This window comes from Dyella jejuensis, from assembly GCF_044904675.1.
Classification (GTDB): domain Bacteria; phylum Pseudomonadota; class Gammaproteobacteria; order Xanthomonadales; family Rhodanobacteraceae; genus Dyella_B; species Dyella_B jejuensis.
Window position 1 is genome coordinate 38,057 of sequence record NZ_JADIKJ010000002.1, and the last position, 26,780, is coordinate 64,836.

The window sequence follows — 26,780 nt, forward strand, 5'->3', positions numbered from 1 at the left end:
AATGACGAGCTCTTGAGGAGACTCCCTTGAACGATCTGGTGCTTTGGCTCGACCAACTGCGCATGACCGACCTCGGCAAGGTCGGCGGCAAAAATGCGTCGCTCGGCGAGATGATTGGTAACCTGGCCCAGTTGGGGGTGTCCGTGCCCGGCGGCTTCGCCACGACCGCCGACGCCTTCCAGCAATACCTGGAAAAAAGCGGCCTGTCCAAGCGGATTGCCGAACGGTTGGCCACGCTGGACGTCGATGATGTCGACGCACTGGTAGCCGGCGGCAAGGAAATCCGCGGCTGGATCGTGGATACCGCCCTGCCCTCCGAACTGGAACAGGCGATCCGCGACGCTTACGCCAAGCTGTGTAAGGACGCAGGCAGCAATGACATCGCCGTGGCCGTGCGCTCCTCCGCTACCGCCGAAGATCTGCCGGACGCCTCTTTCGCCGGACAGCAGGAAACGTTCCTCAACGTGGTCGGCATCGACGACGTGCTGCACAAAGTGAAAGAAGTCTTCGCGTCGCTTTACAACGATCGCGCGATCGCCTACCGCGTGCACCAGGGCTTCAAGCACGAAGATGTGTTCCTGTCCGCCGGCGTGCAGTTGATGGTGCGTTCGGACGTGGGCGCTTCCGGCGTGCTGTTCACGCTGGACACCGAATCCGGCTTTCGCGACGTGGTCTTCGTCACCGGCAGCTATGGCCTGGGCGAAATGGTCGTGCAAGGCGCGGTCAATCCGGATGAGTTCTATGTTTTCAAACCCACGCTCAAGGCAGGCAAACCGGCGGTACTGCGCCGCAGTCTCGGCGCCAAACAGCAACGCATGGTGTATTCGAACCAACCCGGCGAACGTGTGCGCATCGAAGAAACACCCGCCGCCGATCGCAGCCGCTTCTGCATTAGCGACGACGATGTGCAGGAACTGTCCAAGCAGGCGCTGGTAATCGAACAGCACTACCAGCGCCCGATGGATATCGAATGGGCGAAGGACGGCAACACCGGCAAGCTCTACATCGTGCAGGCGCGCCCGGAAACCGTGAAGTCGCGCGCGCACGCCACGCAACTGGAACGCTTTCATCTCAACGAGAAAGGCAAAGTGCTGGCGGAGGGCCGCGCCATCGGCCAGAAGATCGGCGCCGGCAAGGCGCGCGTGATCCGCTCGCTGTCGGACATGAACAAGGTGCAGCAAGGCGATGTGCTGATCGCCGACATGACCGACCCCGACTGGGAACCGGTGATGAAACGCGCTTCGGCCATCGTCACCAATCGTGGCGGGCGTACCTGCCATGCGGCGATCATTGCGCGCGAACTGGGCGTCCCGGCCGTGGTCGGCACTGGCAATGCGCTGGATTTGATTGCGGATGGACTCGACGTAACGGTCTCGTGTGCCGAGGGCGACACCGGCCTGATCTACGAAGGCCAGTTGAAGTTCGACCGCGTTACCGCCGATCTTGGCGCCATGCCCGAAGCGCCGCTGAAGATCATGATGAATGTCGCCAACCCGGAACGGGCCTTCGATTTCGGCATGCTGCCGAACGCGGGCATTGGCCTGGCCCGCCTGGAAATGATCATCGCCAGCCATATCGGCGTACATCCGAAGGCCCTGCTCGAATACAGCAAGCAGGATGCCGAGACCAAGGCGAAAATCGACGCACGCATCGCCGGCTACGCCGACCCGGTGCGTTTCTATGTCGATCGCCTGGCCGAAGGCATCGCCACCATCGCCGCCTCGGTGTATCCCAAGCCGGTGATCGTGCGCCTGTCGGACTTCAAGTCCAACGAATATGCCAACCTGCTCGGCGGCGCGCGCTACGAGCCGCACGAAGAGAACCCGATGATCGGCTACCGCGGCGCCAGCCGTTACGTGGATGCCGGCTTCAGCGAATCGTTCGGCCTGGAATGCAAGGCTGTGAAGTACGTGCGCGAAGTGATGGGCCTCACCAATGTCTGGGTGATGATTCCATTCGTGCGCACGCTCGATGAAGGCCGCAAGGTGATCGAAGTGCTCGGCAAGAACGGGCTCAAGCAAGGCGAGCACGAACTGAAGATCATCATGATGTGCGAACTGCCGTCCAACGCCCTGCTCGCGGACGAGTTCCTCGATATTTTCGATGGGTTCTCGATCGGTTCGAACGATCTTACCCAGCTCACCCTGGGCCTGGACCGCGACTCCAGCGTGGTCGCCCATCTGTTCGACGAACGCGATCCGGCGGTGAAGAAACTGCTGGCCATGGCGATCAAGACAGCGCGTGCCCGTGGCAAATATGTTGGCATCTGTGGACAGGGCCCGTCCGACCACCCGGACCTGGCCGAATGGCTGATGGACCAGGGCATCGAATCGGTATCGCTCAACCCGGATACCGTGGTCGACACCTGGTTGCGACTGGCCAAGAAAAAAGCCGGCTGATCCACGATACCCATAGAGGCGGACGGGGCGGTGGCAATACCGCCCCGTTTGTTTTCTGGGTGGTGAAACTGCGTAAAGATCATGCGGTCTCATTCCAGCGAGCAACGACCATCCACTCATCGCAGCAACTCCTGGGGGTATTTCATGCGCGGCCTGATCTCCTTTTTCGTGAAGAACAAGGGCTTCATCACCTTCATGCTGTGCATGATCATGTTCCGCAGCGCACTGGCGGATTGGAACGTGGTGCCCACCGGCTCCATGCAACCTACGATCCGGATCGGCGACCGCATCATCGTCGACAAGGCCGCCTACGACATCCGCGTGCCACTCACCCACCTATCGCTCATCCACTTGGCCGACCCACAGCGTGGAGACATCGTCGTGCTCGATTCGCAGGCTGCGCACGAGCGACTGGTGAAGCGGGTAATCGGTCTGCCCGGCGATGAAGTGGCACTGCGCGGCAACGTTCTCTACGTCAACGGCGTAGCGGCGCGGTACTCGCCTACCGCAATAACCGGCATCCATGACGATGAGCATGATCTGGCCCGTTACGAGGTGGAACAACTGGGCGCCATGCAGCACCTCGTCCGGCTCTCGCTCGGCCAGCCCAGCCCGATGCGCGATTTTGGTCCTGTTTACGTGCCCGCCGGCCATTACCTGTTGCTTGGGGACAACCGCGACAACAGCCTGGATTCGCGCTACCTCGGGTTCTTTCCGCGCACGGAGATCATCGGGCGATCACGCTACGTGGCCTTGTCGCTGGATCCCGATAACGATTACCTTCCCCGCAAGCAGCGCCTGGCAGTGCCACTCGACGGTTCCAGCCAGCCCGCATCGCCCGGCCGCATCGCCGAATAAAAATCTGCCGGCAGTTGTCACGACGGCAGCCAACACGTATCATTTCCGGCTCGCGCGGACCACGCGCACCCTTTCGGAGAGGTGGCAGAGTGGTCGAATGTACCTGACTCGAAATCAGGCGTACGTGTAAGCGTACCGTGGGTTCGAATCCCACCCTCTCCGCCAGAAACGCAACTAAGCCGCTGAATAGGCGGCTTTTTTGTGGCCCTGTGTCATTAACCCATACCTTGTTGACCTTTCGCCGCCATCCGCATGCGGGCGCCGACCGGACGCGGATGGGGGATGGATTCAAGGGAGGTAGTCAAAAAAAGGGGGATGCATCCTTCCGGCCGAAGAACCTCCTAGCTTTTTGCTGCGACTAGTGGCGCATGACGACGCGATCATCAACTTGGCTTATCGCAAGGCTCGCCAACGAATACCAGCCGAAGGCGATGACGGAAAAGATCCGCTGGGTGAGTCCTTGAAGCCCCGGTGGGTCGAGATGGACGATCATCGACCAATTGTAGACAAGGCATACGACAGAGACAGCCATGGATGCGGTCGTCAAGCTTTTGAGCCCACGTGGAGCGGCGATTTCGGCTGCGAAGAACGCCGGCACGAGCATATCGAAGAGCCCAATTCCATAGAGTCCGTGCCATGGACTACCCATCGTGAAAACGCCGTTGCCTATCATGCTTACACCAAAGATCACGGCAGCCAGCATGGTGAACCGACTCTCCCTTGGATAGCGAAGGAGTAGTCCCATCCCAAACAGAGCGATGGAAAGGCCGGATACGATAGCTGCCACACGAGTCGCTACATTTGGTAGCGTGGCGTACATCTCCAGCTCACTCATTTGTTGCGAAAGCACCGAATAGCCCGGTACGAAAAGACCAATAGCTATCGGGACCAACATCGCGCCCAAGGGTGTGAATGTGGCTTGCCTGATTGCGATGTTGGTCATCGGCTTCTCCAGATGGATAGGATAAACGGAAGTTTGGGCGACCTATCACCGGTTGCGAGCTAACTCTCGCATCGGATCGCGGTTGCCAGGAGCAAAATTCGTTCCAGCCATTGCGTTCAGTTACTTAAGTCATCACACAGGTGTCCGCGGACATGGCCGGACAAAGATGCGGACATGCATAATGCCCGCTTTCGAAAATCCAAGACGGGCATTCTTCTGTCGGTAACGGCAATTATTTTGAGGGCTTGGCTAAGGGGTAACCCTCGTGTATCTCATAATATGAGTGGTCCAGACGGATCATTGATGTCGCGGTAATACTCGACGTTTCGCCACATGGACGCCTGGGATTTGCCTGGATGGTCCGAAAAAAAACGCCGCAAAGGATCGACAACCGATGGCATCATCAATGACCGGATGCACCGAGAAGGAACGCCGCAATCTTTATATCGATGTAATGCGGGGCGTCTGCATCAGTTTGGTGATGCTGCTGCATTACAGCTTGTCCTATCACCTGCAGGTGAGCCCCCTGCAAAACTGGATTGGGATACCGACGCTGCGCGCAATCCTCTACAACGGCAATTATGGTGTCGACATTTTCTTCGTGATCTCGGGCTTTCTCATTACGTCAAACGTTGTTCGCCGCTATGGGTCGCTTGGCGGGATCAATGGCTTGCACTTCTACAAGCTTCGATTCTTCAGGCTCTATCCGCTGGTTATGTTTGCCTTGATGGTGATCACGGCACTTGGTCTTGCCGGACTTCCAAATTTTTCCAACCTCCAACATGGCACAAATCTTGGCGGCGGCTTCTTTTTCATCGCCGACCTGTCCGTGCTCACGTTCTGGCACAACCTGCTTATGGAAGCCGTTGGCTACTTTAATTACGCCATGAACATCTACTGGTCGCTGTCAGTGGAGGAAGTATTCTATTTGCTGTATCCCGTAGTGCTACTGATTGCCCGTCGGCGTTGGCAACTTGGCTTGCTGGCATGCGTCTGCATGGCAGCAGCACCCGTCTATCGCTACATGCACAAAGAGAACGAACTATTTTTCATGTACGGCAACATAGCGTGTATCGACCTGTTGGCATACGGATGTGTCGCCGCCATCGTCGCGGAAAGCCTGAATCTGGCGAATGCGCCAAGACGGATGCTGGCCGCGCTGAGTTGCGGCACGATGGGCTGGGTCTACATGCGAGGCATGCATGGCAATGAGGCGCTCGGGGCAACGTGGTTAGGCATGGCAACAGCATTGTTTCTCATAGCCGTGTCCCGCCTGCCGGCAAGCAGCTTCTCACGCCGATGCGCAAGCCCGTTGGCATGGCTAGGTTCACACAGCTATGAGTTATACCTGTTCCACATCATAGTGTTGGGTATCATCGTAGAGCTTGTACCGCGGCAAACGATGGCGATAGATCAAAAGCTCCCGGTTTTCGCCCTGTTTTTCGCGCTTTCGGCTTTATTGGCCGGGATGACGGCACGATTCTTCGGCAATCCCATGAACCAGTGGTTACGTAGCCGTTTTGCACGAAGTGAAGCAAAGCCGCGCGACAGCGTAGCAATGCATGGCGTGGGGGCCGCGCGACCTCATAGCCGCTGACATCTTTCGTATCATGTTTTCGTTTGCTTCAATCAACTGACCGCACCATGCAAGCAAATTTCACCAGTCGGCCGCACCAGTATTCGCTAATATGGTTGTCAATATCTCGAAACTGCCAAGCGATATCGATTCAACCCAAAGCGGCGCTGCGTCGAATCATCTGGGCGCCAATCAGGGAGCCTGGGCGCTGGGCGCAGCCAGGCGTGCGGTGTAGTGGCGGCTCGACCTTGCATGCCTACGCATGCGTTTTTGCGCGGGGCATCCACATCCGGCATGCTGCGCTTATCCAGCTGGTGAATGCCCATGATTGAATTCGGACACGGAACACATGTCGGATTGCGCCGCACGCGCAACGAAGACACTTATTACGCCGACGCGGCGCTCGGCCTTTTCCTGGTCGCTGATGGCATGGGCGGCCATCAGCATGGCGAAGTGGCCTCGGCGCTGGCCAGGGATTGGATCGTGGCATTCGTCCGCCAAGGCCGGTCGCTGGCTGAAGCCATACATGGCGCCGCCGCGCGCTTGCTGGAACACGCCCAACGCTACGATGATGCGCTTCCAATGGGCACCACCGTGGCCGCCATGCGCTTTTCCGAACAGGGCTACGAAGTGGCCTGGGTCGGCGACAGTCGTATTTACCAATGGAAGGACGGACTGCATCAGATCAGCCATGATCATTCACTGGTACAGCGATTGGTCGAAAGCGGCGCAATCGATGAGGCCCAGGCAAAGCGTCACCCCCAGCGCAGCATGCTAACCCAGGCGCTCGGCATCACGGCCCTGGCACAACTGCACATCAGCATGGCCAAAGGCCCGCTCGCTTCCGGCATGGCGTTCCTCGTTTGCAGCGACGGCCTTACCGAGGAAGTGAGCGACGCAGGTATCGCGGACATCGTCAGGCGCCACGACCTGGCCGCGCAAGAGTGCGTCGATCATCTGCTGCTCGCCGCGCTCGATGGCGGCGGCGATGACAATGTCACGGCGATCCTTGCACGCATCCGCTGATACGCGCGGTTAGCGCCTCAGGCCTCTGTTTCCTGCCTTCGCCAGACGGACTGGCCGCCCGCGCTTTTATCCAGCGCATCAAGGCGGCGCAGATGCGCGCCGATCTCTTCATCGCTGGCGCGCAATATCCGTGGACGGCGCGCAAGCACCACCGGGGCGATCACCGCGCGGACGCCGGTTTCGTTCCCGCCTTCAAACCCCAGGTCGAGCACGACCTGGCCCGACGTCATGGCGAGATAGACGTCCGCCAGCAGCTGGGCATCGATCAGGCCGCCATGGAGATCGCGCGCCGAGTTGTCCACTCCCAGGCGCTTGCACAGCGCATCCAGGCTGTTGCGCTGGCCTGGATAGCGCTCGCGTGCCATCGCCAGGGTATCGAGCACGGAACAGCGATCGGCAATGCAGCCATAATGCACGCCCAGACGCGCCAGCTCGGCATTGATGAACCCAATGTCGAAGGTGGCGTTGTGGATGATCAGCTCGGCACCGTGGATGAAGGCCAGGAATTCATCCACCACTTCATGGAAACGTGGCTTGTCGAGCAGGAACTCGTCGGCAATACCAGTGACTTCGCGCGCGCCCTCATCGATGGCCCGTTCCGGGTTGAGATACGTCTGGTAGTGGCGGCCGCTCGGTCGACGTTCGATCAGCTCGACACAGGCGATTTCGATCAGGCGATGGCCCTGGCGTACTTCAAGGCCAGTGGTTTCCGTATCTAGGACGATCTGTCTCATGCCTGGTCCCGAAATTGTTCTGCTTGCTGGCGTGCCGCCTGGTCGACGCGCTCGTTTTCAGCGTGCCCGGCGTGGCCGCGCACCCACTTCCAGCGTACTTGATGGCGTGCTACCACGGCGGCCAGGCGCTGCCATAGATCCTGGTTCTTCACCGGCTTTTTGTCCGCGGTGCGCCAGCCGTTAATGATCCAGCGCGGCACCCATTCTTCCATGCCTTGCATGACATAGCGCGAATCGGTGGTCACTGTCACTTGGCATGGATGCTTGAGTGCCTCCAAGGCGTGGATCGCGGCAAGCAATTCCATCCGGTTATTGGTGGTTTGCGCTTCGCCGCCGCTCAGCATGCGCTCGCTTCCTTTTGCCCTCAACAGGGCTGCCCATCCGCCCGGTCCGGGGTTGCCGAGGCACGCGCCATCGGTAAACGCTTCCACATCCGTCACTTGTTCCGCTCCACTTCTTATTTTTAGATAGTCAGCTGACCGAGCTGCGACGTGCACCCGACGCAAGGCCGGCGCCCACGGGAGCAGTGACCGGCCTTGGGCGCAACCGTGTGGGCACACTCGCCGGGCCTTTTTTGCGCGCGATCAATACATAGCCGCCCCCCAGCCAACCGGTTGCCCTGCCAAGCTCAAAGGAAGGCAACGGCAGCATCCGGCCGACATGCTGCACGCGCTCTACTTGCACATCCGCCCGCCGCAGGCGCGCCGCCAATCGGAGGGGAGAACTGGCCTGCGAGGCACTTCCCCGCGTCTGCCACAGCCACCATGGAGTCCATCCGCTCAGCGGATTTACGCCGGTGAGCACCAGCAAACCGCCCGGCGCGAGGATACGAACAATCTCGTCCAGCGACAGCGGCGCGGGTTCCAGGGCATGGCGCAGCAGGATCAGATCGAAAGCACGATCGACGAAGGGTAACGGTTCGGCGACGCTGGCGCGCACGTCGCCCTGAAGCCGGTCTCCAGCGATGCGCAATGTCACCCACTGACCAAGGTAGGGTGGGTCAGGCGGTGCGTCGTGCGCCGCGGCCGATAGCAGCAAAGCCCGCGTACCCGGGCAACGGCGCACATCGGGCATGAATGCCACGGTCTCATCGGCCAGCAGGTGACGCATGGGCGTACTTGCGTAGATATCTTGGGCGCGCTGTGGCATGTACGAAGGCCTGTCGCGGACGTATGGAACAGAGTTTAACGGCTGGCCTCACAAAGACGAACCAGCACGCAATCGCATTCGAACGATATTTCGATTAACGCATATCTAACGATCAGCCGGCGTCTGGGCCTTATATTCGGCGATCTCGCGCACCCACGGACGGCTGCGTCAGTCGATACGAGTTAACAGAGCGGAGTTCGCCTTGCACGTCGTACCGTTACCGGCGCTTGCCGACAACTACATTTGGCTGCTGCACGATGCATGCGGCCAGGCCATCGTGATCGATCCGGGCGAAGCCCACCCGGTGGAAAACGCCCTGGCGGAACGCAGGCTGCGACTGCGCGCGGTCCTGCTGACACATCACCACGCCGATCATATCGGTGGTGCTGGTTATTTGCGCGACAAGTACAAAGTACCGGTCTACGCGCCCGATGATGATCGCATCACCGTCGCCACGCATCACGTCAAGGATGGTCAGGTATTGACTTTGCGGGAGCCCTCGGCGCGCTTTGACATCATGGCCGTGCCAGGCCACACCTCGAGCCATATCGTCTACGCGGGCGAAGGCGTGCTGCTCTGCGGCGATACGCTGTTCAGCCTCGGCTGTGGCCGCCTGTTCGAAGGCACCGCCGGACAAATGCTGGCTTCGCTGCAACGCCTTGCTTCGTTACCCGGCGCTACCTTGGTGTGCTGTGGCCACGAGTACACCGCCGCCAATGGCCGTTTTGCGCAAACCGTAGAGCCCGATAACCAGGCGCTCAGGCAACGACTGGAGGAAGTGGCAACGTTGCGCGCCCAGAACCGGCCAAGCGTACCGGTAACGCTATCGAGCGAGCTCGCCTGCAATCCGTTCTTGCGCGTAGATAGCGAGTGCGTCATGCAGTGGTGCGGACGGCATGGCGCAGCCCATGACCCGGTCGCCCGTTTTGCTGCGTTGCGCTCGGCCAAAGATGCGTTCCGGGCATGAAGGTTTCCTCGCAACGATGGCTCCCTGTTGTGCTTGCGTCGCTGTTGGCGGCCTGCGCAACCCCGCCTGCCACGCAACCGATGCGCACGCCGGCGAAGATCGTCCCCGTAACGCCGCCGCCATCCGTCGCACCTTCTCAACCACAACCACCTTTTGCACCACCGCCTGTTGCGTCGCCGACCGCCGCGGCTACTCCCACCGACGTCTGGGATAAATTGCGCAACAGCTTTGCCATGGCCGACTGCGATGCGGATCCGCAGATCACGATATGGGCGCATCGCTATACGCAAAACCCGCAGCACTTTGAAGCGCAGATGGACGCCGCGCTGTCTCAGTTGGTGTACGTGCAACAGGTTGCCGAGAAGTACCAAGTAGCAGGCGAATTCGTGCTGCTGCCATGGGTCGAGAGCCAGTATCGGCCTGTAGCAGGCCATCGCAATCTTCCGGCAGGTATGTGGCAGCTCGTGCAAGGCACTGCGCGGGTGATGGGCCTGCATGTGGATCACCGATACGACGGTCGACTGGATACTTCTGCCGCCACCGATGGCGTTATGCATATGCTGCACGACTACTATGGGCAGCTACACGACTGGCGGCTGGTCGACTACGCATTCAATCGTGGCGAATCCGCCGTGCGGAAATTGGTTCAGAAACACGGCTTACCACCAGAAGAGCCGGCCATTCCGAACCTGCCGGTACCGCGCGTGACGCGCGAACACTTGACCAAGCTGCTTGCCATTTCATGCGTGGTGCGCGATCCATCCCGCTTCAATGTGAAGTTACCGACCCTGCCCGCCGACCAGCATCTGGAAACGGTCCAGATCAAGCATGACATGAGCTTGTCCAATGCCGCCAACCATGCAGGCATGCAAACAGATGCGTTGAAACGCTTCAATCCCGCGCTCAACAGCGACCTGCTTGAGGCCAACACGCTTGGACATCTCCTGCTGCCTCACCGCAATGCCCAACAGTTTCGCGATGCGATGCAATCGGCGAACGAACAGAGCATGACTGCCAGTGTGTCTCCCACAGATGTGTCCTCTGCATCGTCCGTGGCAAGCTTTGACAGTGCGAAAGCACATCCGATTCGAACGCATACTGTGCAGCCAGGCGAAAGCCTTTGGCAGATTGCGCACCGCTACTCCATCAGCGTCAACAAGCTCGAACGCTTGAATAACCTGCACGGCAAGGCACTCAAGCCGGGTCAGGTGCTGAAATTGGATGAACCGGACAATCATCACTGAAAGCCAGGCGGCCCCGGTCCACTGGAGCCTGTCGCCACCTTGTACGTCCGCCTGCCAAACGCCAAGAGCTATGCCACCCGGCAGACAGGCAAATCTTCTGGAGGACGCACGGGATTTCTGCACGGCAAACGCGCCCTAATCACCGGCATCGCCAACCAGCGCTCGATTGCGTGGGGGATCGCCAATGCCATGCATCGCGAAGGCGCGCAATTGGCTTTTGCTTATCCGAACGAACGCATGAAAGACCGCGTGGATGAAGCGGCCAATACGTTCGGCTCCAATATCGTGCTTCCGTGCGACGTGGCGGAGGAGCCGCAGATCGAAGGGCTTTTCAACTCACTCGGCAAATATTGGGATGGCTTTGACATTCTCGTGCATTCGATTGGCTTTGCGCCGCGCGAAACCATCGAGGACCCGTTCCTGGATCATTTGACACGTGAGAGTTTTGCAGCGGCACACGATATTTCCAGCTACAGCCTCGCCGCCCTGGCCAAGGCGGCGCGACCGATGATGTCCGGACGCAACGGCGCCATCCTCACCCTTGCGTACCTGGGCGCCGAACGCGCGCACTGAGCCATTACAACGTCATGGGGCCGGCCAAAGCCAGCCTGGAAGCAAACGTGCGCCATCTGGCGTTCAATCTCGGACCGGAAACGACGCGCGTGAATGCCGTCTCAGCCGGTCCCATCAAGACCCTCGCGGCAGCCGGTATCGCCAATTTCCGCAAGATGCTGGAGCACGTGGAAGAGCACGCACCGTTGCGTCGCAGTGTAACGATCGACGAGGTGGGCAACGTCGGCGCGTTTTTATGTTCTGACCTGGCATCGGGCATCACTGGCGAGGTCATCTATGTGGACGCCGGTTACAACATCCTCGGCATGACCGGCGTCTAAGTCGTTTGCGAAAAAAATAAAAAAGGGCGACTGCAGCAGCCGCCCTTTGAACATGGCTCACCGTGGCGAATGGGCACGAGGCTACATGCGATCCTTGGCGATCTCGATCTTGGTATTCGACTTCAGCATGTCGACAAAGCCCTGGGTTTCCACACCGCCGTAAGCCTGCATCATCTGGCGATAAAGCTGCTGGCGATCATCCGCCGTGAACTTGGACAGATCGCCACCTTCCACCTTATCGACCGCCAGCACGGCATAGGTACCGTGATCCAGCGAGACATCGGCATACTGCGGCTTGCCATCCGCCGGATGTGGCGTCACAAAAGCCTGCGTCAATATCGCCTGCGGTACACCCTGCTGCACGCGCTGCGCCTGGCCAAGCGTTAGCAGGTCGGCATGTTCGGCCTTCGCGAGCGTAGTCATGTCCTCGCCCTTGCCCAGGCGCTGCACGAGCACATCCGCCTTTTGGCGTGCGGTATCGGCTATACGCTGATCGAGGATCTTCTGCACGATCGCGTCACGCACATCGGCAACCGCACGCGGCGACGCCGGCACGTGCTTGTCGAGGCGTACCACGACCGAATCGGTTTTGCTCAGGTTGATCAAGCTTGAATTATTGCCTGAGGCGAGTACATCGTTGGAGAACGCCGCCGCAAGCACCTTCTGGTTCGAAGCAATGCCTGGGCCGCCTGCACGACTGAACAGCGGCGTTTCCTTGACCTGCAGTTGCAGTGCCTGTGCGGCCGGTTCCAACGAGCCGGGATTCTGCGAAGTAAGATCGGTCATCTTGCCCGCGGCGTCGTTGTAGACACGATCGTGATCGGCTGCCACGGCCTCCTTCAACAACTGATCGCGGACCTGTTCGAAGGACTTGGTCTGCCCACTGCGGACATCGCGCAAGTAAATGATATGGTAGCCCTCGTCGGACAACACGGGCTTGGATATCTGACCTTTCTGCAAGGCGAACATGGCCGCGTCGAATGCCGGATTGGTCACACCCTTCTGCAACCAGCCAAGGTCGCCACCTTGCAGCTTGGAGCCCAGGTCGTCTGAATCCTGCTGGGCCAGCTTGGCGAAGTTGGCGGGCGTTGTCTGCGCGGCGATCTTGTCAGCCTTTTCCAGCGCCGCTTTTTGCTGAGCCGGCGTTGCGTTCTTCGGAACGTTGATCAGGATGTGCGAAACCTCGCGCTCTTCCGGCATGCCGAAACGGGACATTTCGTCCTGGTAGCGCTTCTTCAGCTCTTCGTCGGTGGGCTGCGCTTCCGGCTTGAGATCGGCCGCATTCACTTCGATGTATTTCAGCGACACTTGTTCCGGATTCATGAAATCCGCCTGGTGCGCCTTGTAGTAATCCTGCACTTGCGCATCCGTCACCTGGCTATCGGCCGGAGCCGGGCGCGGCAGGATGAAATAGCGGACGTCCCGCCGCTGCAATTTGATTTCCAGATAGCGATCCACATCCGCGTTGGTGATGATGGTGCTGCCGCTGATTGCGTCTGGCAGCAAGCTGCTCTGCAGCGATGTACGCACACTGTCCTGGTACATATCCGGCGTCATCCCGGCACCGGCCAGCTGCGCGCGGTACATGTCCGCGTTGAATTTGCCGTCGACCTGGAATGCGGGCATGGCGGCGATGGTATCGCGCAGCGCCTGGTCGGATACCCGCATGCCCAGATCATCGTTGGCCTGCAACAAAAGCTGCTGTCCAACCAGCTCATCGAGCATCTGCTGCTTGAATTCGGGCTTGTCGAACAGTGTCGGATCGAACTGATCACCCATCTGCGCACGCTGCTGCTGCCGGATGCGGTTCATCGCATCCTGGTATTGCTGCTGGCTGATTTCGCGCTTGCCGACCTTGGCGACGAAAGTTTCCACCTGCGAACTGAAGTAACCCTCTATGCCGAAGAACGACATGGCAAATACGGCGATGCCCAGCACGACGATGGCCGGCCATCCGTGCATTTTGTCTCGTAGCGACTGCAGCATGCGATCTTCCCGCGATGTTGTGGACGCGCTATCGCGCGTGGTCTGTACGGCGTAATCCCGACAGGCAAGAACCACCCTGCCCCGAACCAGGTACTGTAGGCGCCCGGTTCATACATGACGAGCTCGGGCATTCCCGGGCCCGGCCATCGAAAAGTATTGGAAGCAACTTTCCGATATCCAGCTAAACAACAAGGGCGCCACGGGGGCGCCCTTGCATACCGTGGCGGAGCGGACGGGACTCGAACCCGCGACCTCCGGCGTGACAGGCCAGCATTCTAACCGACTGAACTACCGCTCCACATTCTGGTGGGCGCTGTAGGGATCGAACCTACGACCCTCGCCTTGTAAGGGCGACGCTCTACCGCTGAGCTAAGCGCCCGCGAGCCTTGCGGGCCGCTTAGTTTAAGGCGTCCTTGAGCGTCTTGCCAGCCTTGAACGCCGGAACCTTGGATGCGGCGATCTTGATTTCTTCGTTGGTGCGCGGATTGCGGCCGGTACGAGCGGCACGGCTGCGCACAGTGAAGGTACCAAAGCCGACGACCGATACATCATCGCCATTTTTCAGTGCCTTCTGCACGGTCTCGAAGAAAGCCTCGAGAGCGCGGCCTGCGTCGGCCTTGGTCAGTTCGGCGTGTTCGGCGACGGCATTGATCAGATCGGTTTTATTCATTGAGTTACTCCCTTAAACAGGTATTCGGCCCGCGGATAGGTTGGGACGGGACAACGCGGGAAAGGATCGTTGATTCATGGGGGCGTTGCCACGCAATCCCGCATCGCTGTGCATCTGCTGAAGCCCCAGGATGGCGGTGAGCCTTTATACCAGCGCCCTCCGGGGTCCGCAATACAAGTGTTACCAACGCTTTGCGGGGATTCATCGGCAAAAGTCGCGCATGCCAAATGCCATACGGCCGTTGCCTGACAATCGTATGGCATGGCATGAAACAGACGACACGTAAAACGTGTCGCCTATCGCAAATCCCAGAAAAGGAAGCAGTTGCTCGCTTAATGCGTGCGCGCGGGAGACTCGGCTCCGTCGTCGTGCGTCGTCGCAGGCTCTGCTGCGGGAGCTGCCGCCTCCGTCGTTGTTGCTTCCTCCTTGGCTGGGAGCGGCTGCAACGGATGTTCCAAGGCGATGTCGAGGACTTCATCGATCCAGCGCACCGGATGAATGTCCAGCGAACTGGTGATGTTTGCCGGAATATCCGCGAGATCCTTGCGGTTTTCGTCCGGAATGATCACGGTGGTAATTCCGCCGCGATGCGCGGCAAGCAATTTTTCCTTCAGGCCACCAATGGGCAATACGCGACCACGCAGCGTGATTTCGCCCGTCATCGCCACCTCCGAACGCACCGGCACCTTGGTCAGCGCCGACACCAGGGCGGTACACATGGCGATACCGGCACTGGGGCCATCTTTCGGTGTCGCGCCTTCCGGCACATGGATATGCAGGTCGAATTTTTCATGGAAATCCGGCTCGATACCAAATCGATTGGCGCGCGCACGAACGACCGAAAGCGCAGCCTGAATCGATTCCTTCATGACATCGCCCAATTGACCGGTATGCACCTGGCGACCCTTGCCCGGCACGATCGATGCTTCAATGCTAAGCAAGTCACCGCCAACCTGAGTCCATGCCAAGCCGGTCACCAGGCCGACTTCGTTCTGCTGCTCCTTCCGGCCGAAGTCAAAGCGGCGCACGCCAAGGTAGTTATCAAGATTGGAGGAATCGACGTTTACCTTGCCTGGCGCAGCAGCCTTGCCCTTCTTCTTCGTTTCCGGCGCCTTCGCTTTCCCGGCAACTTTTTTGTGCTCGCCGAGGGTCAGTTGCTTGACCACCTTGCGACAGATCTTGGAAATCTCGCGTTCCAGGTTGCGCACGCCTGATTCGCGCGTGTAGTAACGCACGATATCGCGGATGGCCTCTTCATCTACGGTGACTTCATCGGGCTTCAGGCCATTCGCCTTGATCTGCTTGGGCAGCAGATATCTCTGCGCAATCGCCAGTTTTTCGTCCTCGGTGTAGCCGGGGATGCGAATGACTTCCATGCGGTCCAGCAGCGGCCCGGGAATGTTGAGGGAATTGGCTGTCGCCACCCACATTACTTCGGAAAGGTCGAGATCCACTTCCAGATAGTGGTCGTTGAACGCATGGTTCTGCTCCGGATCGAGCACTTCCAGCAGCGCCGACGAGGGGTCGCCGCGAAAATCCATCGACATCTTGTCGATTTCGTCGAGTACGAACAACGGATTCTTGCTGCCGACCTTGTTCATGTTCTGCACGATGCGCCCAGGCATCGAACCGATATACGTGCGGCGGTGACCACGAATCTCAGCCTCGTCACGCACGCCGCCGAGACTCATGCGAACAAATTTGCGGTTGGTCGCCTTGGCAATCGATTGGCCCAGCGAAGTCTTGCCCACGCCGGGGGGGCCGACCAGGCACAGGATAGGACCCTTCATGGTGCTTACGCGCTGCTGCACGGCCAAGTACTCAAGGATGCGTTCCTTGACCTTTTCCAGGCCGAAATGGTCGGCGTCGAGTACGTCCTGGGCCAACGCGAGATCCTTGTGGATCTTGCTGCGCTTTTTCCACGGCACCCCAATCAGCCAATCCAGGTAATTGCGCACCACCGTGGCCTCGGCCGACATCGGCGACATCTGCTTGAGCTTGCCGAACTCCTGCCGCGCCTTGGTCAGGACAGGCTTGGGCATGCCGGATTCTTCAATCTTCTTCTGCAGTTCCTCGATCTCGTTCGGGCCTTCTTCGCCTTCGCCCAGTTCCTTCTGGATGGCCTTCATTTGCTCGTTGAGGTAGTACTCGCGCTGGCTCTTTTCCATCTGCGACTTCACACGGCCGCGGATGCGCTTTTCTACTTGCTGCAAGTCGATTTCACCATCGACCAATCCGATCAGTAATTCCAGGCGCTGGCCGACATCCGCCGTCTCCAGCACCTTCTGCTTGTCGGACATGCGCACGGTGAGATGCGCAGCGATGGAATCGGCCAGGCGCGAGGGATCGTCGATACCCGATAGCGTTGCCAGCACTTCCGGCGGCAGCTTGCGGCTTTGTTTCACCAGTTGCTCGAACAGCGAAACCAGCGTGCGCGACACGACATCCAGTTCGCGTTCTTTCGCATCGTAGACGGGCTCGATCACGCGCGAGCGCGCGGTAAGCATGCCGTTCTCGTCGTGATACTCCTCGATCGACACGCGGGCTTGGCCTTCGACCAACACCTTTACCGTGCCGTCGGGCAACTTCAACAACTGCAATACGCCGGCAAGCGTGCCTATTTCATGCAGATCCTTGACTGCCGGATCATCGATATCCGGGCTCTTCTGCGCGACAAGCAGGATCTGCCGCTCGCCTTCCATCGCACGCTCGAGTGCACGCATGGATTTATCGCGTCCGACGAACAGTGGAATCACCATGTGCGGGTAAACGACTACGTCACGCAGCGGAAGCACCGGCAACGCATCCAGGGAGGCACTGTTAGAAGCAGGAATTGCGGCAGTTTTTGCCATCGCAGGATATCTCTCGCGAAAAATGAGGCGGACGGCCCCGACACTGCGCCGAGGTCGCTGACTCGTCAAGTGGAGGCGACGCAGGCCGCGCACAAGTGCCGACCCTGCAACAGAAAACAAACGGCCCCGGCGGTAACGCCAGGGCCGCGTTCAAACCATTCCCGAAAATCAGGCGGCGGCGTCGCCGCTTTCGCTGCTAATGCGCGGCTGCTGCTGCAGGTTTCCGCGATAGATCAGGTAAGGCTCGGCCTGCCCTTCGATCACGGCATCGTCTACCACGACTTTGCTGACGTGCTCCAGCGAGGGCAGCTCGTACATCGTGTCCAGCAATACCTGCTCGAGGATGGTTCGCAGGCCGCGGGCACCCGTCTTGCGCTTGAGCGCCTTGCGAGCCACCGCTTGCAACGCTTCCGGACGGAATTCCAGCTCGACACCCTCCATCTCGAACAGCTTGCGGAACTGCTTGGTGACAGCGTTGCGCGGCTCGGTGAGGATCTTCACCAGCGCAGGTTCGTCGAGCTCATCCAGGGTCGCCACTACGGGCAGGCGTCCGACGAACTCAGGAATCAGGCCGAAACGCACCAGATCCGCGGGCTCCACTTCGGCCAACACCTTGCCCAGGTTCTCGGTACGCTCTTTCGAGCGGACTTCGGCCGAAAAGCCGATGCCGGTGGTTTCGGAACGCTGCTGGATGACTTTTTCCAGACCAGCGAATGCACCGCCGCAAATGAACAGAATATTCTTGGTGTCGACCTGCAGGAATTCCTGCTGGGGATGCTTGCGGCCACCTTGTGGGGGCACCGATGCCAACGTACCTTCGATCAGCTTCAACAATGCCTGCTGAACGCCTTCGCCGGAGACATCGCGGGTAATCGACGGGTTCTCGCTTTTGCGCGAGATCTTGTCGATCTCGTCGATGTAGACGATGCCCGACTGCGCCTTCTCGACGTCGTAATCGCACTTTTGCAACAGCTTTTGAATAATGTTCTCGACATCCTCGCCCACGTAGCCGGCTTCGGTCAGTGTGGTGGCATCGGCAATCGTGAACGGCACGTTGAGCAAACGGGCCAGGGTCTCGGCCAGCAGCGTCTTGCCCGAACCGGTCGGCCCGATCAACAGGATGTTGGACTTGCCCAGCTCGATCTCGTCGCTGCGCTGGCGCGACTCCATCCGTTTGTAATGGTTGTAGACCGCGACGGCGAGCGCCTTCTTGGCACGTGTCTGCCCGACCACGTACTGATCGAGGGTCTCCATGATTTCCTTGGGCTTGGGCAGCTGATTGCGCCCGGAGGCGGCCTTCTCCTCCAGCTCCTCACGGATGATGTCGTTGCACAGCTCCACGCATTCGTCGCAGATGAACACGGACGGACCCGCGATCAGCTTGCGTACCTCATGCTGGCTCTTGCCACAGAAGGAGCAATAAAGAATCTTGCCGCTGTCGTTGGAACGGCCCTGCCGCTCGTCGCTCATTCGTTTGATCCTGCTAGAAAATCCCAGTACGGGTCGAGAATAGCACAGGGTCCCGAGTCCGCATCCGGACGCAGGACCCCGTTTATGAGGATAAATCGGCCGAAATCAGGCCGACTTGACCGTTTCGACACTACGACGATCGAGAACGGCATCGATCAGGCCATATTCCTTGGCGGCCTCGGCGCTCATGAAGCGGTCACGCTCCATGTCACGCTCGATCTTGTCCAGGGGCTGGCCGGTGTGCTGGACGTAGATATCGTTCAGTCGGCGGCGCAGGTACAGGATTTCCTGGGCCTGGATTTCGATGTCGGTTGCTTGGCCACGGGCACCGCCCGAAGGCTGGTGGATCATGACGCGCGAATTGGGCAATGAGTAGCGCTTGCCCTTGGCGCCGGCCATCAGCAGCAGGGAGGCGGCACTGCACGCCTGCCCGACGCACATGGTGCTGATATCGGGCTTGACGAACTGCATGGTGTCGTAGATGGCCAGCCCAGCGGTGACGGCACCGCCAGGACTGTTGATGTAAAGATGAATGTCCTTGTCAGGGTTTTCCGACTCAAGGAACAGCATCTGCGCCACAAGAAGGTTGGCGACCTGGTCGTTCACTTCACCGACCAGGAAGATCACACGCTCCTTCAAAAGGCGCGAATAGATGTCATACGAACGTTCGCCACGAGCGGTCTGCTCGACGACGATCGGCACCAGATTGAGGTTCTGGATCGGGTCCATGGTCATGCGTGGGACTCTCCGCGTGTGGGACTGAAAGGCGATTCAGGGGGATCGGGTCAGACTATATCGCTATATCGCCGGACCTGATCGAATCGTTTCAGGCACCGGCTGGGCGCATCACTTCGTCGAAGCCCAGGTTCTGCACGGTGGTCTTGGCATTCTCCGCCACCCACTCCGCCACCTGGTCCTCCATCACGCGATTCTGCAACCCTGACATCAGTTGGGGATCGCCGTTGTAGAGTTCAATGACCTTTTCCGGCTCCTCATAGGTGGAGGCGATGGCGGCAAGTTGCTCGGCCAGGCGGGTGCGATCCAGCTTCAATTCCTGCTTGCGGGCAATTTCCCCCATCAGCAAGCCGGCGATGACACGCATGCGCGCGGCGGGAAGCGCCGCGTCGACCAGCTGCTGAGGCGGCTGCTGACCACGCGGCACGCTGCCGGCGGCGAGACTGCGTGCCTCGGATTGCACCATCAGGTTCGGCACTTCGAGTTCGCTGTGCGCCTGCGCCAGCTTCTCGGCTACCTGGGATTTCAGGCGCCCCATGAGGGCGGCCTTAAGCTCACGCTCGAGGTTGGCGCGGACTTCCTTGCGGAAACTATCCAGATCGCCATCGTTGATGCCAAATAGCTTGACGAACTCGGCATCCACTTCCGGCAGCTTGGGCTCCTGCACCTTCACGATCTTGAAGCTGACTTTCGCCGTCTTGCCGGCGAGCTGGTCGTTACGGAAATCAGCCGGGAATTCGATCTCGGTCTCGAATTCCTCGCCAGCCTTCCGGCCCGTCAGCGCCGTGTCCAACGCCTTGAACAGGGTGCCTGAACCGATCACGCTGCCGGCGCGCTCCAGCCCCTCGGCCGGAAAACGGTAGTCGCCAGCGACGGCGGCATATTCGAACATGACAAAGTCGCCTTCGGCGGAAGCACGCTCGACTTCGTCGAAGCTGCGCCGCTGCTGGCGCAGGGTCTCGATCATCTTCTCGATGTCGGCATCGGTGACTTCTGCCACCGGGCGACTGATTTCCAGCGTGGCGATATCGATTTCCGGGAATTCCGGCATCACCTCGAAGGTAGCCGTATAGGCGATTTCACCGTTTTCCGGCTTGCCGGTGGTATCGATCGCGGGATTGGCGACCGGACGCAGGTTTTCCTTTTCGAAGGCCTCGCGCAGCGTGCTGCCGATCAGGTCCGAAAGCACCTCGCCACGCACCTGCGCGCCGAAGCGCTGCTGGATCACGTTGGCGGGCACCTTGCCCGGACGGAAGCCCTTCAGGCGCACCGTGCGGCTCATCTCGGCGATGCGAGCGCTAACTTGCGTCTCGAACCGCTCTGCCGGAAATTTGACCGTGAGCTTGCGCTCAAGCTTGCCGACGTTTTCAACGGAAAACTGCATGACGTCTCCTGGAATTACCTGTAATGGCCCGTAACGGGGCCGCAGCGGCCCGGCCGCCCGCAAAATCAAGCCAAGGTAATGGTGCGAAAGGCGGGACTCGAACCCGCACGGGGGTTACCCGCTGGAACCTAAATCCAGTGCGTCTACCAATTCCGCCACTTTCGCATCGGCTGCCGGCCCGCAAATCGTAGGTTTTCAATGATTTCCGCAGTGATGCAGAGCTCGTTAAAAAGCTGCCGGAACGGGACCCAAGTCGATGATTACCTTATGCCAAGCCACCCATTTTACGGTTGTGCATTGGACCAGCACAAGCGCCGGATCGCCCGTTTATGGGTCATCCGCGCCCCTTTTCAGGGCGCCCAAAGAAAAAGGACCCGCATGGCTGCGGGTCCTTCGGTAGCTGGTGGGCCGTGTAGGGATCGAACCTACGACCAATTGATTAAGAGTCAACTGCTCTACCAGCTGAGCTAACGGCCCAGGGAACGCTGTTTGTAAAGCTAAAATTGGGGTGGACGATGGGACTCGAACCCACGACAACCGGAATCACAATCCGGTACTCTAACCAACTGAGCTACGCCCACCGTAACCACGAATCTGGCGCGCCCGACAGGAATCGAACCTGCAACCGTCGGCTTAGAAGGCCGATGCTCTATCCGGTTGAGCTACAGGCGCTTGACTGAAGCAGAACACCTGATGGTCGGGGCAGAGGGATTCGAACCCACGACATCCAGCTCCCAAAGCTGGCGCTCTACCAGGCTGAGCTATACCCCGTTTCGAAACCCGGTCAGCTTTCGCGTACCGAAGCCTTGAAATGCTACGGGTGACACTCTGGCCCGTCAATCCGTATCGAACACGCCGAACACACATTTTCGTCCGGTTTTGCAGGCGATGCTTTGCCTGCAATGCAAACACGATTCCAGAGGCATCGTGACTTGCGAATATGGCGCGCCCGGAGAGATTCGAACTCCCGACCACCAAGTTCGTAGCCTGGTACTCTATCCAACTGAGCTACGGGCGCGTGGTTAAAACCTGTTGCTGCCGCCCTGACCCAAAATTCGGAAGGCGCCGAAGCAAGAAGCGGAATTATTCAGGTACTGGTCGCAGCCGTCAATACTCTTTGTGAAGTTTTTTGAAACACAGGGTCATGTCCGCCGGTTTCTTACATGAGGTTGAGCGAGAAATCATCCGCATCCATCCAGGCGGGAAAACGCTCCCGATGCGCCAGCAAAGGCGCAGGATCGAGCACGACGGTCACTACTTGCTCCTGTGTGCCGAGCTCGATCAGCGGCTCGCCGATCGGATCGATCGCCGCACTATCGCCGGCATACGGCAAATCGTTGCCGTCCGTACCGACACGGTTCACGCCGATCACGTAAGCAAGGTTTTCGATGGCACGGGCGCGCAGCAACGTTCGCCAAGGCTGTCGGCGCGGCGCCGGCCAGTTGGCCACGAAGATTGAAAGATCGTAATCCATGCCGCCTGCCGCCGAGGTCAGGCGACGGTTGCGCAACCACACTGGGAAGCGCAAGTCGTAACAAACTTGCGGCAGAATGCGCCAGCCTTTCAACTCCACGATCAAACGTTCCGAGCCGCCGCCGTAGCGTGTGTGCTCACCCGCCATGCGAAACAGATGGCGCTTGTCGTATTGAGCAAAGCCGCCATCCGGCCGGGCCCAGATCAGTCGGTTGTAGACCTTCCCGCCTTCGCGAATCGCCAGGCTGCCGGTGATGACGGCGCCGATTTCAACGGCAAGCGCGCGCAGCCAGGCGACACCTTCGCCGTCCATGCCCTCCGCGCTGGCGCGCGTATCGTTGCTGAAGCCAGACATGAAGGTCTCGGGCAAAACGACCAAATCGCTCTGCCCTGCCACGCGCCGCACCAGCGATCCGTAGTAATCACGATTGGCTTGCGCGTCGTGCCAACGAGTCGCGCCCTGTACCAGGGAAACATTCAAAGTCTGCATAAACGCTCCGCTGCAGCTTGCATGGTGGCATCGCTCTTGGCGAAGCACAGCCGCGCCAGGCGCGTGCCCGGTGCTTTTTCATAGAACGGCGTCAGCGGGATCGCCGCCACCCCGCCTTCTTTTACCAGCCATTCGCAGAAAGCCTGGTCGTCTTCATCGCGGATGGCCGAATAATCCACCAACTGGAAATAACCACCCGGCACGTCGAGCAGCTTCAGGCGCGATGGCGCCAGCAAGTTCCGGAAGCGATCGCGCTTGGCTTGATAGAACGCCGGCAACTCCAGGTAATGTTCCGGCGTGCTGGCGAGGAATTCGGCGAATGCAGCTTGTGCGGGATGGAAGGTGCAGAAAGTCAGGTATTGATGCACTTTGCGAAATTCCGCGGAGAGCTTCGGCGGCGCCACCGCGTAGCCGACCTTCCAGCCCGTGCAGTGGTAGGTCTTACCGAAACTGGACACCACGATACTGCGCGCAGCAAGTTCCGGATGACGCAACACGCTCTGGTGCGCCATGCCGTCGTATACGATGTGCTCGTACACTTCATCGGACAACACCACGATCGAGGTGTCGCGCACAATCGCCGCCAGTTCGTCCAGGTCCGCAGACGACAGCACTGCACCGGAAGGGTTGTGCGGACTGTTGATCAGGATCATGCGCGTCCTGGGCGTTATGGCATCGCGCACGCGCTGCCAGTCGATCGAGAAGCTTGGCACGGTCAGCGGGATATGAATCGTGCGCGCGCCTTGCAAATCGATTGCAGGTTCGTAGGAATCGTAGGCAGGATCGAACACGATCACTTCTTCGCCTGCGCGCACCACGGCGGCGATGGCGGCAAAAAGTGCCTCTGTGGCGCCAGAAGTGACCGTGACATCGGTGTCCGGGCTAACTTCACGTGCATACAACCGCTCGGTCTTCAGCGCGATCTGTTCACGCAACGCAGCGGTGCCGATACCAGGCGCATATTGGTTGAGTCCGTTCGCCATGGCGCGCCCCAGCGCATCGCGCAAAGCCTGCGGCGGCTCGAAATCAGGAAAGCCCTGGCCAAGGTTGACCGCCTTGTGCTGCACGGCCAGATGGCTCATCACGCTGAAGATGGTGGTGCCTACTTTCGGAAGCTTGGTTTCGATAGTCATGGGCGGCAGTATGGATGTCCAAACGCAAAGACTAGCATGGCTTACAACGGAGACGGTCCGGGCGTTTCCAGCGCATCGAGCGGACGGCTCATGCATTTCTCGTGGCTTTGGCGCGTGGCCTCCGGCAAGCGCTCGGCCAGGAAGTCCACCAGCGCACGCACACCGGGCAACATGCCGCGCCGGCTCGGATAGACAAAATGCATCACGCCCTGCGGCGCACTCCACTCTGGCAGTACCACTTCCAATTCGCCGCGCGTGATGGCCGGCGCACATACGAATTCGGGCAGCAACGTCACGCCGATGCCTCGCCGCGCGGCCTCCAGCAATACCGCGAAATCACCGGTAATCAGGCGCGCCTGCACGTCCACGCTAACCCGCTCACCCTTGGCATCGATCAGTTCCCAGACCTGCGCGCCTTCATGCTCCTGCATGGACAGCGCCGGCAGGCGCGCCAGATCGTCCGGGTGCATGGGGCGGCCATGCGCCTTGAGCAGGGCTGGGCTCGCCACCGGCAACACGCGCGATTGGCTGAAGCTTCGCACGATCATGTTGGCGTCCGTATCGAGCTTGCTTCGCACCCGGATAGCCAGGTCGAAGCCTTCGCCGATCAGATCGACGCGGCGGTTGTTCGATAGCACCCTGACCTGCAGCTTGGGATACATCGCCATGAATTCCGGCAGGATGTAAGCTAGTACAGTCTGCGCGATCGATACCGGACAGCTGAGCCGAACTACGCCACGCGGTTCGGCACGCAATTCCTCTACCGCGTCCTGCGCGGCGCGCGCCTCCTCCAGCACGGCCCGGCAATGGCCATAAAAACGTTCGCCGACATCGGTCACCACGAAGCGCCGGGTGGTCCGTTGTAGCAGACGCACTCCCAGACGGTCCTCCAACTGGGCAATACGCTTGCTCAGCCTGGACTTAGGCACTCCCAGGGCCCGCCCTGCCGCCGAAAAGCCACCGTGCTCCACCACGGCCGCAAAGAAATACAGGTCGTTCAAATCCTGCATCGCACCCGGTAAGGCCGCCATCGTTGTTTCCCTCTTGGAACAATAAGTTCAGGGATACCTATCTTATCGTTCATTTGTTCTGAATCTATCTTTATTCCAGCGTCGGCCTGCCCGACTGGAATTGAGAAATCACCATGAAACTCCTGCATCTTGACGCAAGTGCGCTGGGCCAACATTCCGTCTCGCGCGAGCTGACGGCCGCCATCGTGGCCCGGGTCGCCCAGGAACACCCCTCCCTGGCGATCAACTATCGCGACCTGACCGCCCAGCCGCTGCCGCATTGGGCACCGGTGGTCGATGCCGAGAGCGAAGCGGCGAAGCTTGGCCAACAAGTCATGGACGAATTCCTGGCCGCCGATGTGATCGTGATCGGGGCGCCGATGTACAACTTCTCGATCCCCAGCCAGCTAAAGGCCTGGATCGATCGCGTATTGGTCGCCGGCCAGACGTTCCGCTACACCGAAAATGGCCCCCAGGGGCTGGCCGGCGGCAAGCGCGTGATCGTGGCGTCCAGCCGTGGCGGCATCTATAGCAGCGGTCCGGCAACCAGCCTGGATTTCCAGGAAGCCTACCTGCGCACCGTGCTGGGCTTCATCGGTATTACGGATGTGCATTTCATTCGCGCCGAGGGCATAGCCATGGGCGGCGAGCACAAGACGAAGTCGATCGCCCTGGCGCACGACACCATCGGCAACATGGTCACCAAAGCTGCCTGATCTCGGTCTGGAACATTCCATAGGGAGCGCCCTGCATGGGCGCTCCCTTGCATGGGTCGCAGATCAATGGCCGAAACGGATCTCGCCGCCGTCGTGCTCTCGGTCCCAGCCTCGCAGCTCGTCGCGGATGTGGGCAATGCGCTGGCGGCCGAGTGCGTTGCGTTCCTCGTCCAGCACCAGGCCATCCAGCAGCTCAGCCAAACGCTGGGCAGTCGGCAACATCGCGTCCCAGGCATCGAGCGCAATCACTGGTCCTGGTAGCGCCATGAAGAAACTCAGCCCGGGCGTGCGCAGGGCATCCAGACGTGTCAGGTCGAAGCTGCCTGGCTTGAGCATGTTGGCCACGCTGAAAATGGGGCCCAGCTCGCGCTTGCCATCGACCAGGCGGTGATAGATGCCCATGTCGCCATACTCCAGCCCGGCCTTCTCGGCGGCGACGATCAGGTCGGCCCCATTGAATGCATGGCCTTCGCGCGCCACCACGAACAGACTGACGATCCGTTCGACGGGCATTTGGACCGGGCGCTTGCCCAGGTCGGAGCGCGGCGGGATGCGTGGTGATGGAGCGGGAGCCGGCACTGCTGTGGACACCGATGACACGACGGGCGCGGCGGACGCCATCGGCACGGACTCGGCAGGCGCAACTTGGACCGGTTCCGGCTGCGATGGCGAACGCAGCACCTCTACGATGGACGCCGCATGTCCGGTCGGCTTGGGCATCTGCAGCGTCGCATGGCGTTCGTCGGCCAACGCCGCGCCGAGCTTTTCAAGCTCCATGCGCAAGCCGACGTCCAATTCGCCCTGCTTTGGCGCGGGTTCTGAAAAGAGGGGATCGATCCGGTCGCCGTCGCCGAAAGCCTCTGCTTCGCCGTCGGATTCACCAAAGGTAGGTTCACGCCGCTCTCGCTCGGCGCCGGGCTCCAGAGCAGGACGGCGCCTGCCCTGCTCTTTCTTCGGCTCGCCGAACAACCAGACCAGCACCAGCACGATCACGCCACCGATCAGCATCGGGATGCCGACCCACGGATTCCATGCAACAGCCAATTCGGATCCAAGCAACATGATGTAACTC

23 protein-coding genes and 9 tRNA genes are annotated in these 26,780 nt (G+C 59.9%); 10 read left to right on the plus strand and 22 right to left on the minus strand.

All coding sequences use genetic code 11. The features are described from left to right. Positions 1–26: 26 nt before the first annotated feature. From ppsA to ISP15_RS01820, 3 genes are all read left to right on the plus strand, one after another. Positions 27–2,399, plus strand: a complete 2,373-nt coding sequence (gene ppsA / locus ISP15_RS01810) for a phosphoenolpyruvate synthase (protein WP_404544455.1) — start codon at positions 27–29, stop codon at positions 2,397–2,399. Positions 2,400–2,543: 144 nt separating this feature from the next. Further along, on the plus strand, positions 2,544–3,257 hold the full coding sequence (gene lepB / locus ISP15_RS01815) for a signal peptidase I (RefSeq protein ID WP_404544457.1): 714 nt from the start codon (positions 2,544–2,546) through the stop codon (positions 3,255–3,257). A gap of 75 nt (positions 3,258–3,332) precedes the next feature. Continuing rightward, positions 3,333–3,422 (plus strand) — tRNA-Ser (locus tag ISP15_RS01820). A 193-nt stretch (positions 3,423–3,615) separates the two neighbouring features. Here ISP15_RS01820 and ISP15_RS01825 read toward each other — a convergent pair. Beyond that, positions 3,616–4,200 carry a DUF998 domain-containing protein gene (locus ISP15_RS01825; RefSeq protein ID WP_404544459.1) on the minus strand — a complete coding sequence of 195 codons (585 nt, stop codon included), beginning with the start codon at positions 4,198–4,200 and terminating at the stop codon, positions 3,616–3,618. Positions 4,201–4,594: 394 nt separating this feature from the next. On the opposite strand from ISP15_RS01825, the gene ISP15_RS01830 reads away from it, so the two are divergent. Both ISP15_RS01830 and ISP15_RS01835 read left to right on the plus strand, forming a co-directional pair. Beyond that, positions 4,595–5,797 (plus strand): acyltransferase family protein, encoded by a 1,203-nt coding sequence (locus tag ISP15_RS01830; RefSeq protein ID WP_404544461.1) that lies wholly within the window; start codon positions 4,595–4,597, stop codon positions 5,795–5,797. Positions 5,798–6,100: 303 nt separating this feature from the next. Then, the gene (locus tag ISP15_RS01835) at positions 6,101–6,802 is read left to right on the plus strand and encodes a PP2C family protein-serine/threonine phosphatase (RefSeq protein WP_404544463.1); all 702 of its coding nucleotides are present in this window, start codon (positions 6,101–6,103) and stop codon (positions 6,800–6,802) included. Between the two features lie 17 nt (positions 6,803–6,819). On the opposite strand, the gene dnaQ is transcribed toward ISP15_RS01835, so the two are convergent. From dnaQ to ISP15_RS01850, 3 genes are read right to left on the minus strand one after another with little or no spacing between them, the layout of a single operon-like run. Continuing rightward, positions 6,820–7,536 carry a DNA polymerase III subunit epsilon gene (gene dnaQ, locus ISP15_RS01840; protein ID WP_404544465.1) on the minus strand — a complete coding sequence of 239 codons (717 nt, stop codon included), beginning with the start codon at positions 7,534–7,536 and terminating at the stop codon, positions 6,820–6,822. Beyond that, positions 7,533–7,976: a ribonuclease HI gene (gene rnhA / locus ISP15_RS01845; protein ID WP_404544468.1), complete on the minus strand. Its 444-nt coding sequence runs from the start codon at positions 7,974–7,976 to the stop codon at positions 7,533–7,535. The genes dnaQ and rnhA overlap by 4 nt, the downstream gene beginning before the upstream one ends. 31 nt (positions 7,977–8,007) lie before the next feature. Continuing rightward, positions 8,008–8,685, minus strand: coding sequence for a class I SAM-dependent methyltransferase (locus tag ISP15_RS01850; RefSeq protein ID WP_404544470.1), 678 nt, complete (start codon positions 8,683–8,685; stop codon positions 8,008–8,010). 202 nt (positions 8,686–8,887) lie between these two features. Between ISP15_RS01850 and gloB the strand changes: the two genes are divergently transcribed. The 4 genes from gloB to ISP15_RS01870 are packed head-to-tail and all read left to right on the plus strand — an operon-like array spanning position 8,888 to position 11,789. Next, positions 8,888–9,652: a hydroxyacylglutathione hydrolase gene (gene gloB, locus ISP15_RS01855; RefSeq protein WP_404544472.1), complete on the plus strand. Its 765-nt coding sequence runs from the start codon at positions 8,888–8,890 to the stop codon at positions 9,650–9,652. Further along, positions 9,649–10,896, plus strand: coding sequence for a LysM peptidoglycan-binding domain-containing protein (locus ISP15_RS01860; protein ID WP_404544473.1), 1,248 nt, complete (start codon positions 9,649–9,651; stop codon positions 10,894–10,896). The genes gloB and ISP15_RS01860 overlap by 4 nt, the downstream gene beginning before the upstream one ends. Before the next feature lie 39 nt (positions 10,897–10,935). After that, positions 10,936–11,469, plus strand: a complete 534-nt coding sequence (locus ISP15_RS01865) for an enoyl-ACP reductase FabI (RefSeq protein WP_404544475.1) — start codon at positions 10,936–10,938, stop codon at positions 11,467–11,469. Between the two features lie 47 nt (positions 11,470–11,516). After that, on the plus strand, positions 11,517–11,789 hold the full coding sequence (locus tag ISP15_RS01870) for an SDR family oxidoreductase (RefSeq protein ID WP_404544478.1): 273 nt from the start codon (positions 11,517–11,519) through the stop codon (positions 11,787–11,789). 81 nt (positions 11,790–11,870) lie between these two features. Here the strand turns inward: ISP15_RS01870 and ISP15_RS01875 are convergent, their stop codons facing one another. The 17 genes from ISP15_RS01875 to ISP15_RS01955 form a co-directional block, all read right to left on the minus strand. Beyond that, positions 11,871–13,775, minus strand: a complete 1,905-nt coding sequence (locus ISP15_RS01875; protein WP_404544480.1) for a SurA N-terminal domain-containing protein — start codon at positions 13,773–13,775, stop codon at positions 11,871–11,873. A 221-nt stretch (positions 13,776–13,996) separates the two neighbouring features. Beyond that, positions 13,997–14,073, minus strand: a tRNA-Asp gene (locus tag ISP15_RS01880). 6 nt (positions 14,074–14,079) lie between these two features. Then, a tRNA-Val gene (locus tag ISP15_RS01885) sits at positions 14,080–14,154 on the minus strand. 18 nt (positions 14,155–14,172) lie between these two features. Then, positions 14,173–14,445 (minus strand): HU family DNA-binding protein, encoded by a 273-nt coding sequence (locus ISP15_RS01890; RefSeq protein WP_126672756.1) that lies wholly within the window; start codon positions 14,443–14,445, stop codon positions 14,173–14,175. Between the two features lie 332 nt (positions 14,446–14,777). Further along, positions 14,778–17,297, minus strand: a complete 2,520-nt coding sequence (gene lon / locus ISP15_RS01895; protein ID WP_404544482.1) for an endopeptidase La — start codon at positions 17,295–17,297, stop codon at positions 14,778–14,780. 168 nt (positions 17,298–17,465) lie between these two features. Beyond that, entirely contained in the window at positions 17,466–18,767 is a 1,302-nt protein-coding gene (gene clpX / locus ISP15_RS01900; RefSeq protein WP_404544484.1) for an ATP-dependent Clp protease ATP-binding subunit ClpX, read from the minus strand. A gap of 105 nt (positions 18,768–18,872) precedes the next feature. Next, positions 18,873–19,502, minus strand: coding sequence for an ATP-dependent Clp endopeptidase proteolytic subunit ClpP (clpP, locus tag ISP15_RS01905; protein ID WP_404544485.1), 630 nt, complete (start codon positions 19,500–19,502; stop codon positions 18,873–18,875). A 91-nt stretch (positions 19,503–19,593) separates the two neighbouring features. Next, complete coding sequence (gene tig / locus ISP15_RS01910) at positions 19,594–20,886, minus strand: trigger factor (RefSeq protein WP_404544487.1); 1,293 nt, start codon at positions 20,884–20,886, stop codon at positions 19,594–19,596. Positions 20,887–20,965: 79 nt separating this feature from the next. Beyond that, a tRNA-Leu gene (locus tag ISP15_RS01915) sits at positions 20,966–21,051 on the minus strand. Between the two features lie 236 nt (positions 21,052–21,287). Continuing rightward, a tRNA-Lys gene (locus ISP15_RS01920) sits at positions 21,288–21,363 on the minus strand. A gap of 27 nt (positions 21,364–21,390) precedes the next feature. Beyond that, positions 21,391–21,467, minus strand: a tRNA-His gene (locus tag ISP15_RS01925). 14 nt (positions 21,468–21,481) lie between these two features. Beyond that, a tRNA-Arg gene (locus tag ISP15_RS01930) sits at positions 21,482–21,558 on the minus strand. A gap of 22 nt (positions 21,559–21,580) precedes the next feature. After that, positions 21,581–21,657, minus strand: a tRNA-Pro gene (locus ISP15_RS01935). A gap of 170 nt (positions 21,658–21,827) precedes the next feature. Further along, positions 21,828–21,904, minus strand: a tRNA-Arg gene (locus tag ISP15_RS01940). A gap of 141 nt (positions 21,905–22,045) precedes the next feature. Then, positions 22,046–22,849, minus strand: a complete 804-nt coding sequence (locus ISP15_RS01945) for an amidohydrolase (protein WP_404544489.1) — start codon at positions 22,847–22,849, stop codon at positions 22,046–22,048. After that, the gene (locus ISP15_RS01950) at positions 22,837–23,982 is read right to left on the minus strand and encodes a pyridoxal phosphate-dependent aminotransferase (protein WP_404544492.1); all 1,146 of its coding nucleotides are present in this window, start codon (positions 23,980–23,982) and stop codon (positions 22,837–22,839) included. Before ISP15_RS01950 ends, ISP15_RS01945 begins: the two co-directional genes overlap by 13 nt. Positions 23,983–24,023: 41 nt before the next feature. Further along, positions 24,024–25,013: a LysR substrate-binding domain-containing protein gene (locus ISP15_RS01955; protein ID WP_404544495.1), complete on the minus strand. Its 990-nt coding sequence runs from the start codon at positions 25,011–25,013 to the stop codon at positions 24,024–24,026. 113 nt (positions 25,014–25,126) lie between these two features. Here ISP15_RS01955 and ISP15_RS01960 point away from each other — a divergent pair, with 113 nt between their 5' ends. Next, positions 25,127–25,708 carry an FMN-dependent NADH-azoreductase gene (locus tag ISP15_RS01960; RefSeq protein WP_404544497.1) on the plus strand — a complete coding sequence of 194 codons (582 nt, stop codon included), beginning with the start codon at positions 25,127–25,129 and terminating at the stop codon, positions 25,706–25,708. A 63-nt stretch (positions 25,709–25,771) separates the two neighbouring features. Here ISP15_RS01960 and zipA read toward each other — a convergent pair whose 3' ends face one another. Further along, positions 25,772–26,770, minus strand: a complete 999-nt coding sequence (zipA, locus tag ISP15_RS01965; RefSeq protein WP_404544498.1) for a cell division protein ZipA — start codon at positions 26,768–26,770, stop codon at positions 25,772–25,774. Between the last annotated feature and the right edge of the window lie 10 nt (positions 26,771–26,780).

Coding starts and splice junctions, on each gene's coding strand:
- lepB (WP_404544457.1), top strand. CDS start 2,544: ATGCGCGGCCTGATCTCCTTTTTCGTGAAGAACAAGGGCTTCATCACC.
- ISP15_RS01825 (WP_404544459.1), bottom strand. CDS start 4,200: ATGACCAACATCGCAATCAGGCAAGCCACATTCACACCCTTGGGCGCG.
- ISP15_RS01830 (WP_404544461.1), top strand. CDS start 4,595: ATGGCATCATCAATGACCGGATGCACCGAGAAGGAACGCCGCAATCTT.
- ISP15_RS01835 (WP_404544463.1), top strand. CDS start 6,101: ATGATTGAATTCGGACACGGAACACATGTCGGATTGCGCCGCACGCGC.
- dnaQ (WP_404544465.1), bottom strand. CDS start 7,536: ATGAGACAGATCGTCCTAGATACGGAAACCACTGGCCTTGAAGTACGC.
- ISP15_RS01850 (WP_404544470.1), bottom strand. CDS start 8,685: ATGCCACAGCGCGCCCAAGATATCTACGCAAGTACGCCCATGCGTCAC.
- ISP15_RS01860 (WP_404544473.1), top strand. CDS start 9,649: ATGAAGGTTTCCTCGCAACGATGGCTCCCTGTTGTGCTTGCGTCGCTG.
- ISP15_RS01875 (WP_404544480.1), bottom strand. CDS start 13,775: ATGCTGCAGTCGCTACGAGACAAAATGCACGGATGGCCGGCCATCGTC.
- ISP15_RS01890 (WP_126672756.1), bottom strand. CDS start 14,445: ATGAATAAAACCGATCTGATCAATGCCGTCGCCGAACACGCCGAACTG.
- lon (WP_404544482.1), bottom strand. CDS start 17,297: ATGGCAAAAACTGCCGCAATTCCTGCTTCTAACAGTGCCTCCCTGGAT.
- clpX (WP_404544484.1), bottom strand. CDS start 18,767: ATGAGCGACGAGCGGCAGGGCCGTTCCAACGACAGCGGCAAGATTCTT.
- clpP (WP_404544485.1), bottom strand. CDS start 19,502: ATGACCATGGACCCGATCCAGAACCTCAATCTGGTGCCGATCGTCGTC.
- tig (WP_404544487.1), bottom strand. CDS start 20,886: ATGCAGTTTTCCGTTGAAAACGTCGGCAAGCTTGAGCGCAAGCTCACG.
- ISP15_RS01945 (WP_404544489.1), bottom strand. CDS start 22,849: ATGCAGACTTTGAATGTTTCCCTGGTACAGGGCGCGACTCGTTGGCAC.
- ISP15_RS01950 (WP_404544492.1), bottom strand. CDS start 23,982: ATGACTATCGAAACCAAGCTTCCGAAAGTAGGCACCACCATCTTCAGC.
- ISP15_RS01955 (WP_404544495.1), bottom strand. CDS start 25,013: ATGGCGGCCTTACCGGGTGCGATGCAGGATTTGAACGACCTGTATTTC.
- ISP15_RS01960 (WP_404544497.1), top strand. CDS start 25,127: ATGAAACTCCTGCATCTTGACGCAAGTGCGCTGGGCCAACATTCCGTC.
- zipA (WP_404544498.1), bottom strand. CDS start 26,770: ATGTTGCTTGGATCCGAATTGGCTGTTGCATGGAATCCGTGGGTCGGC.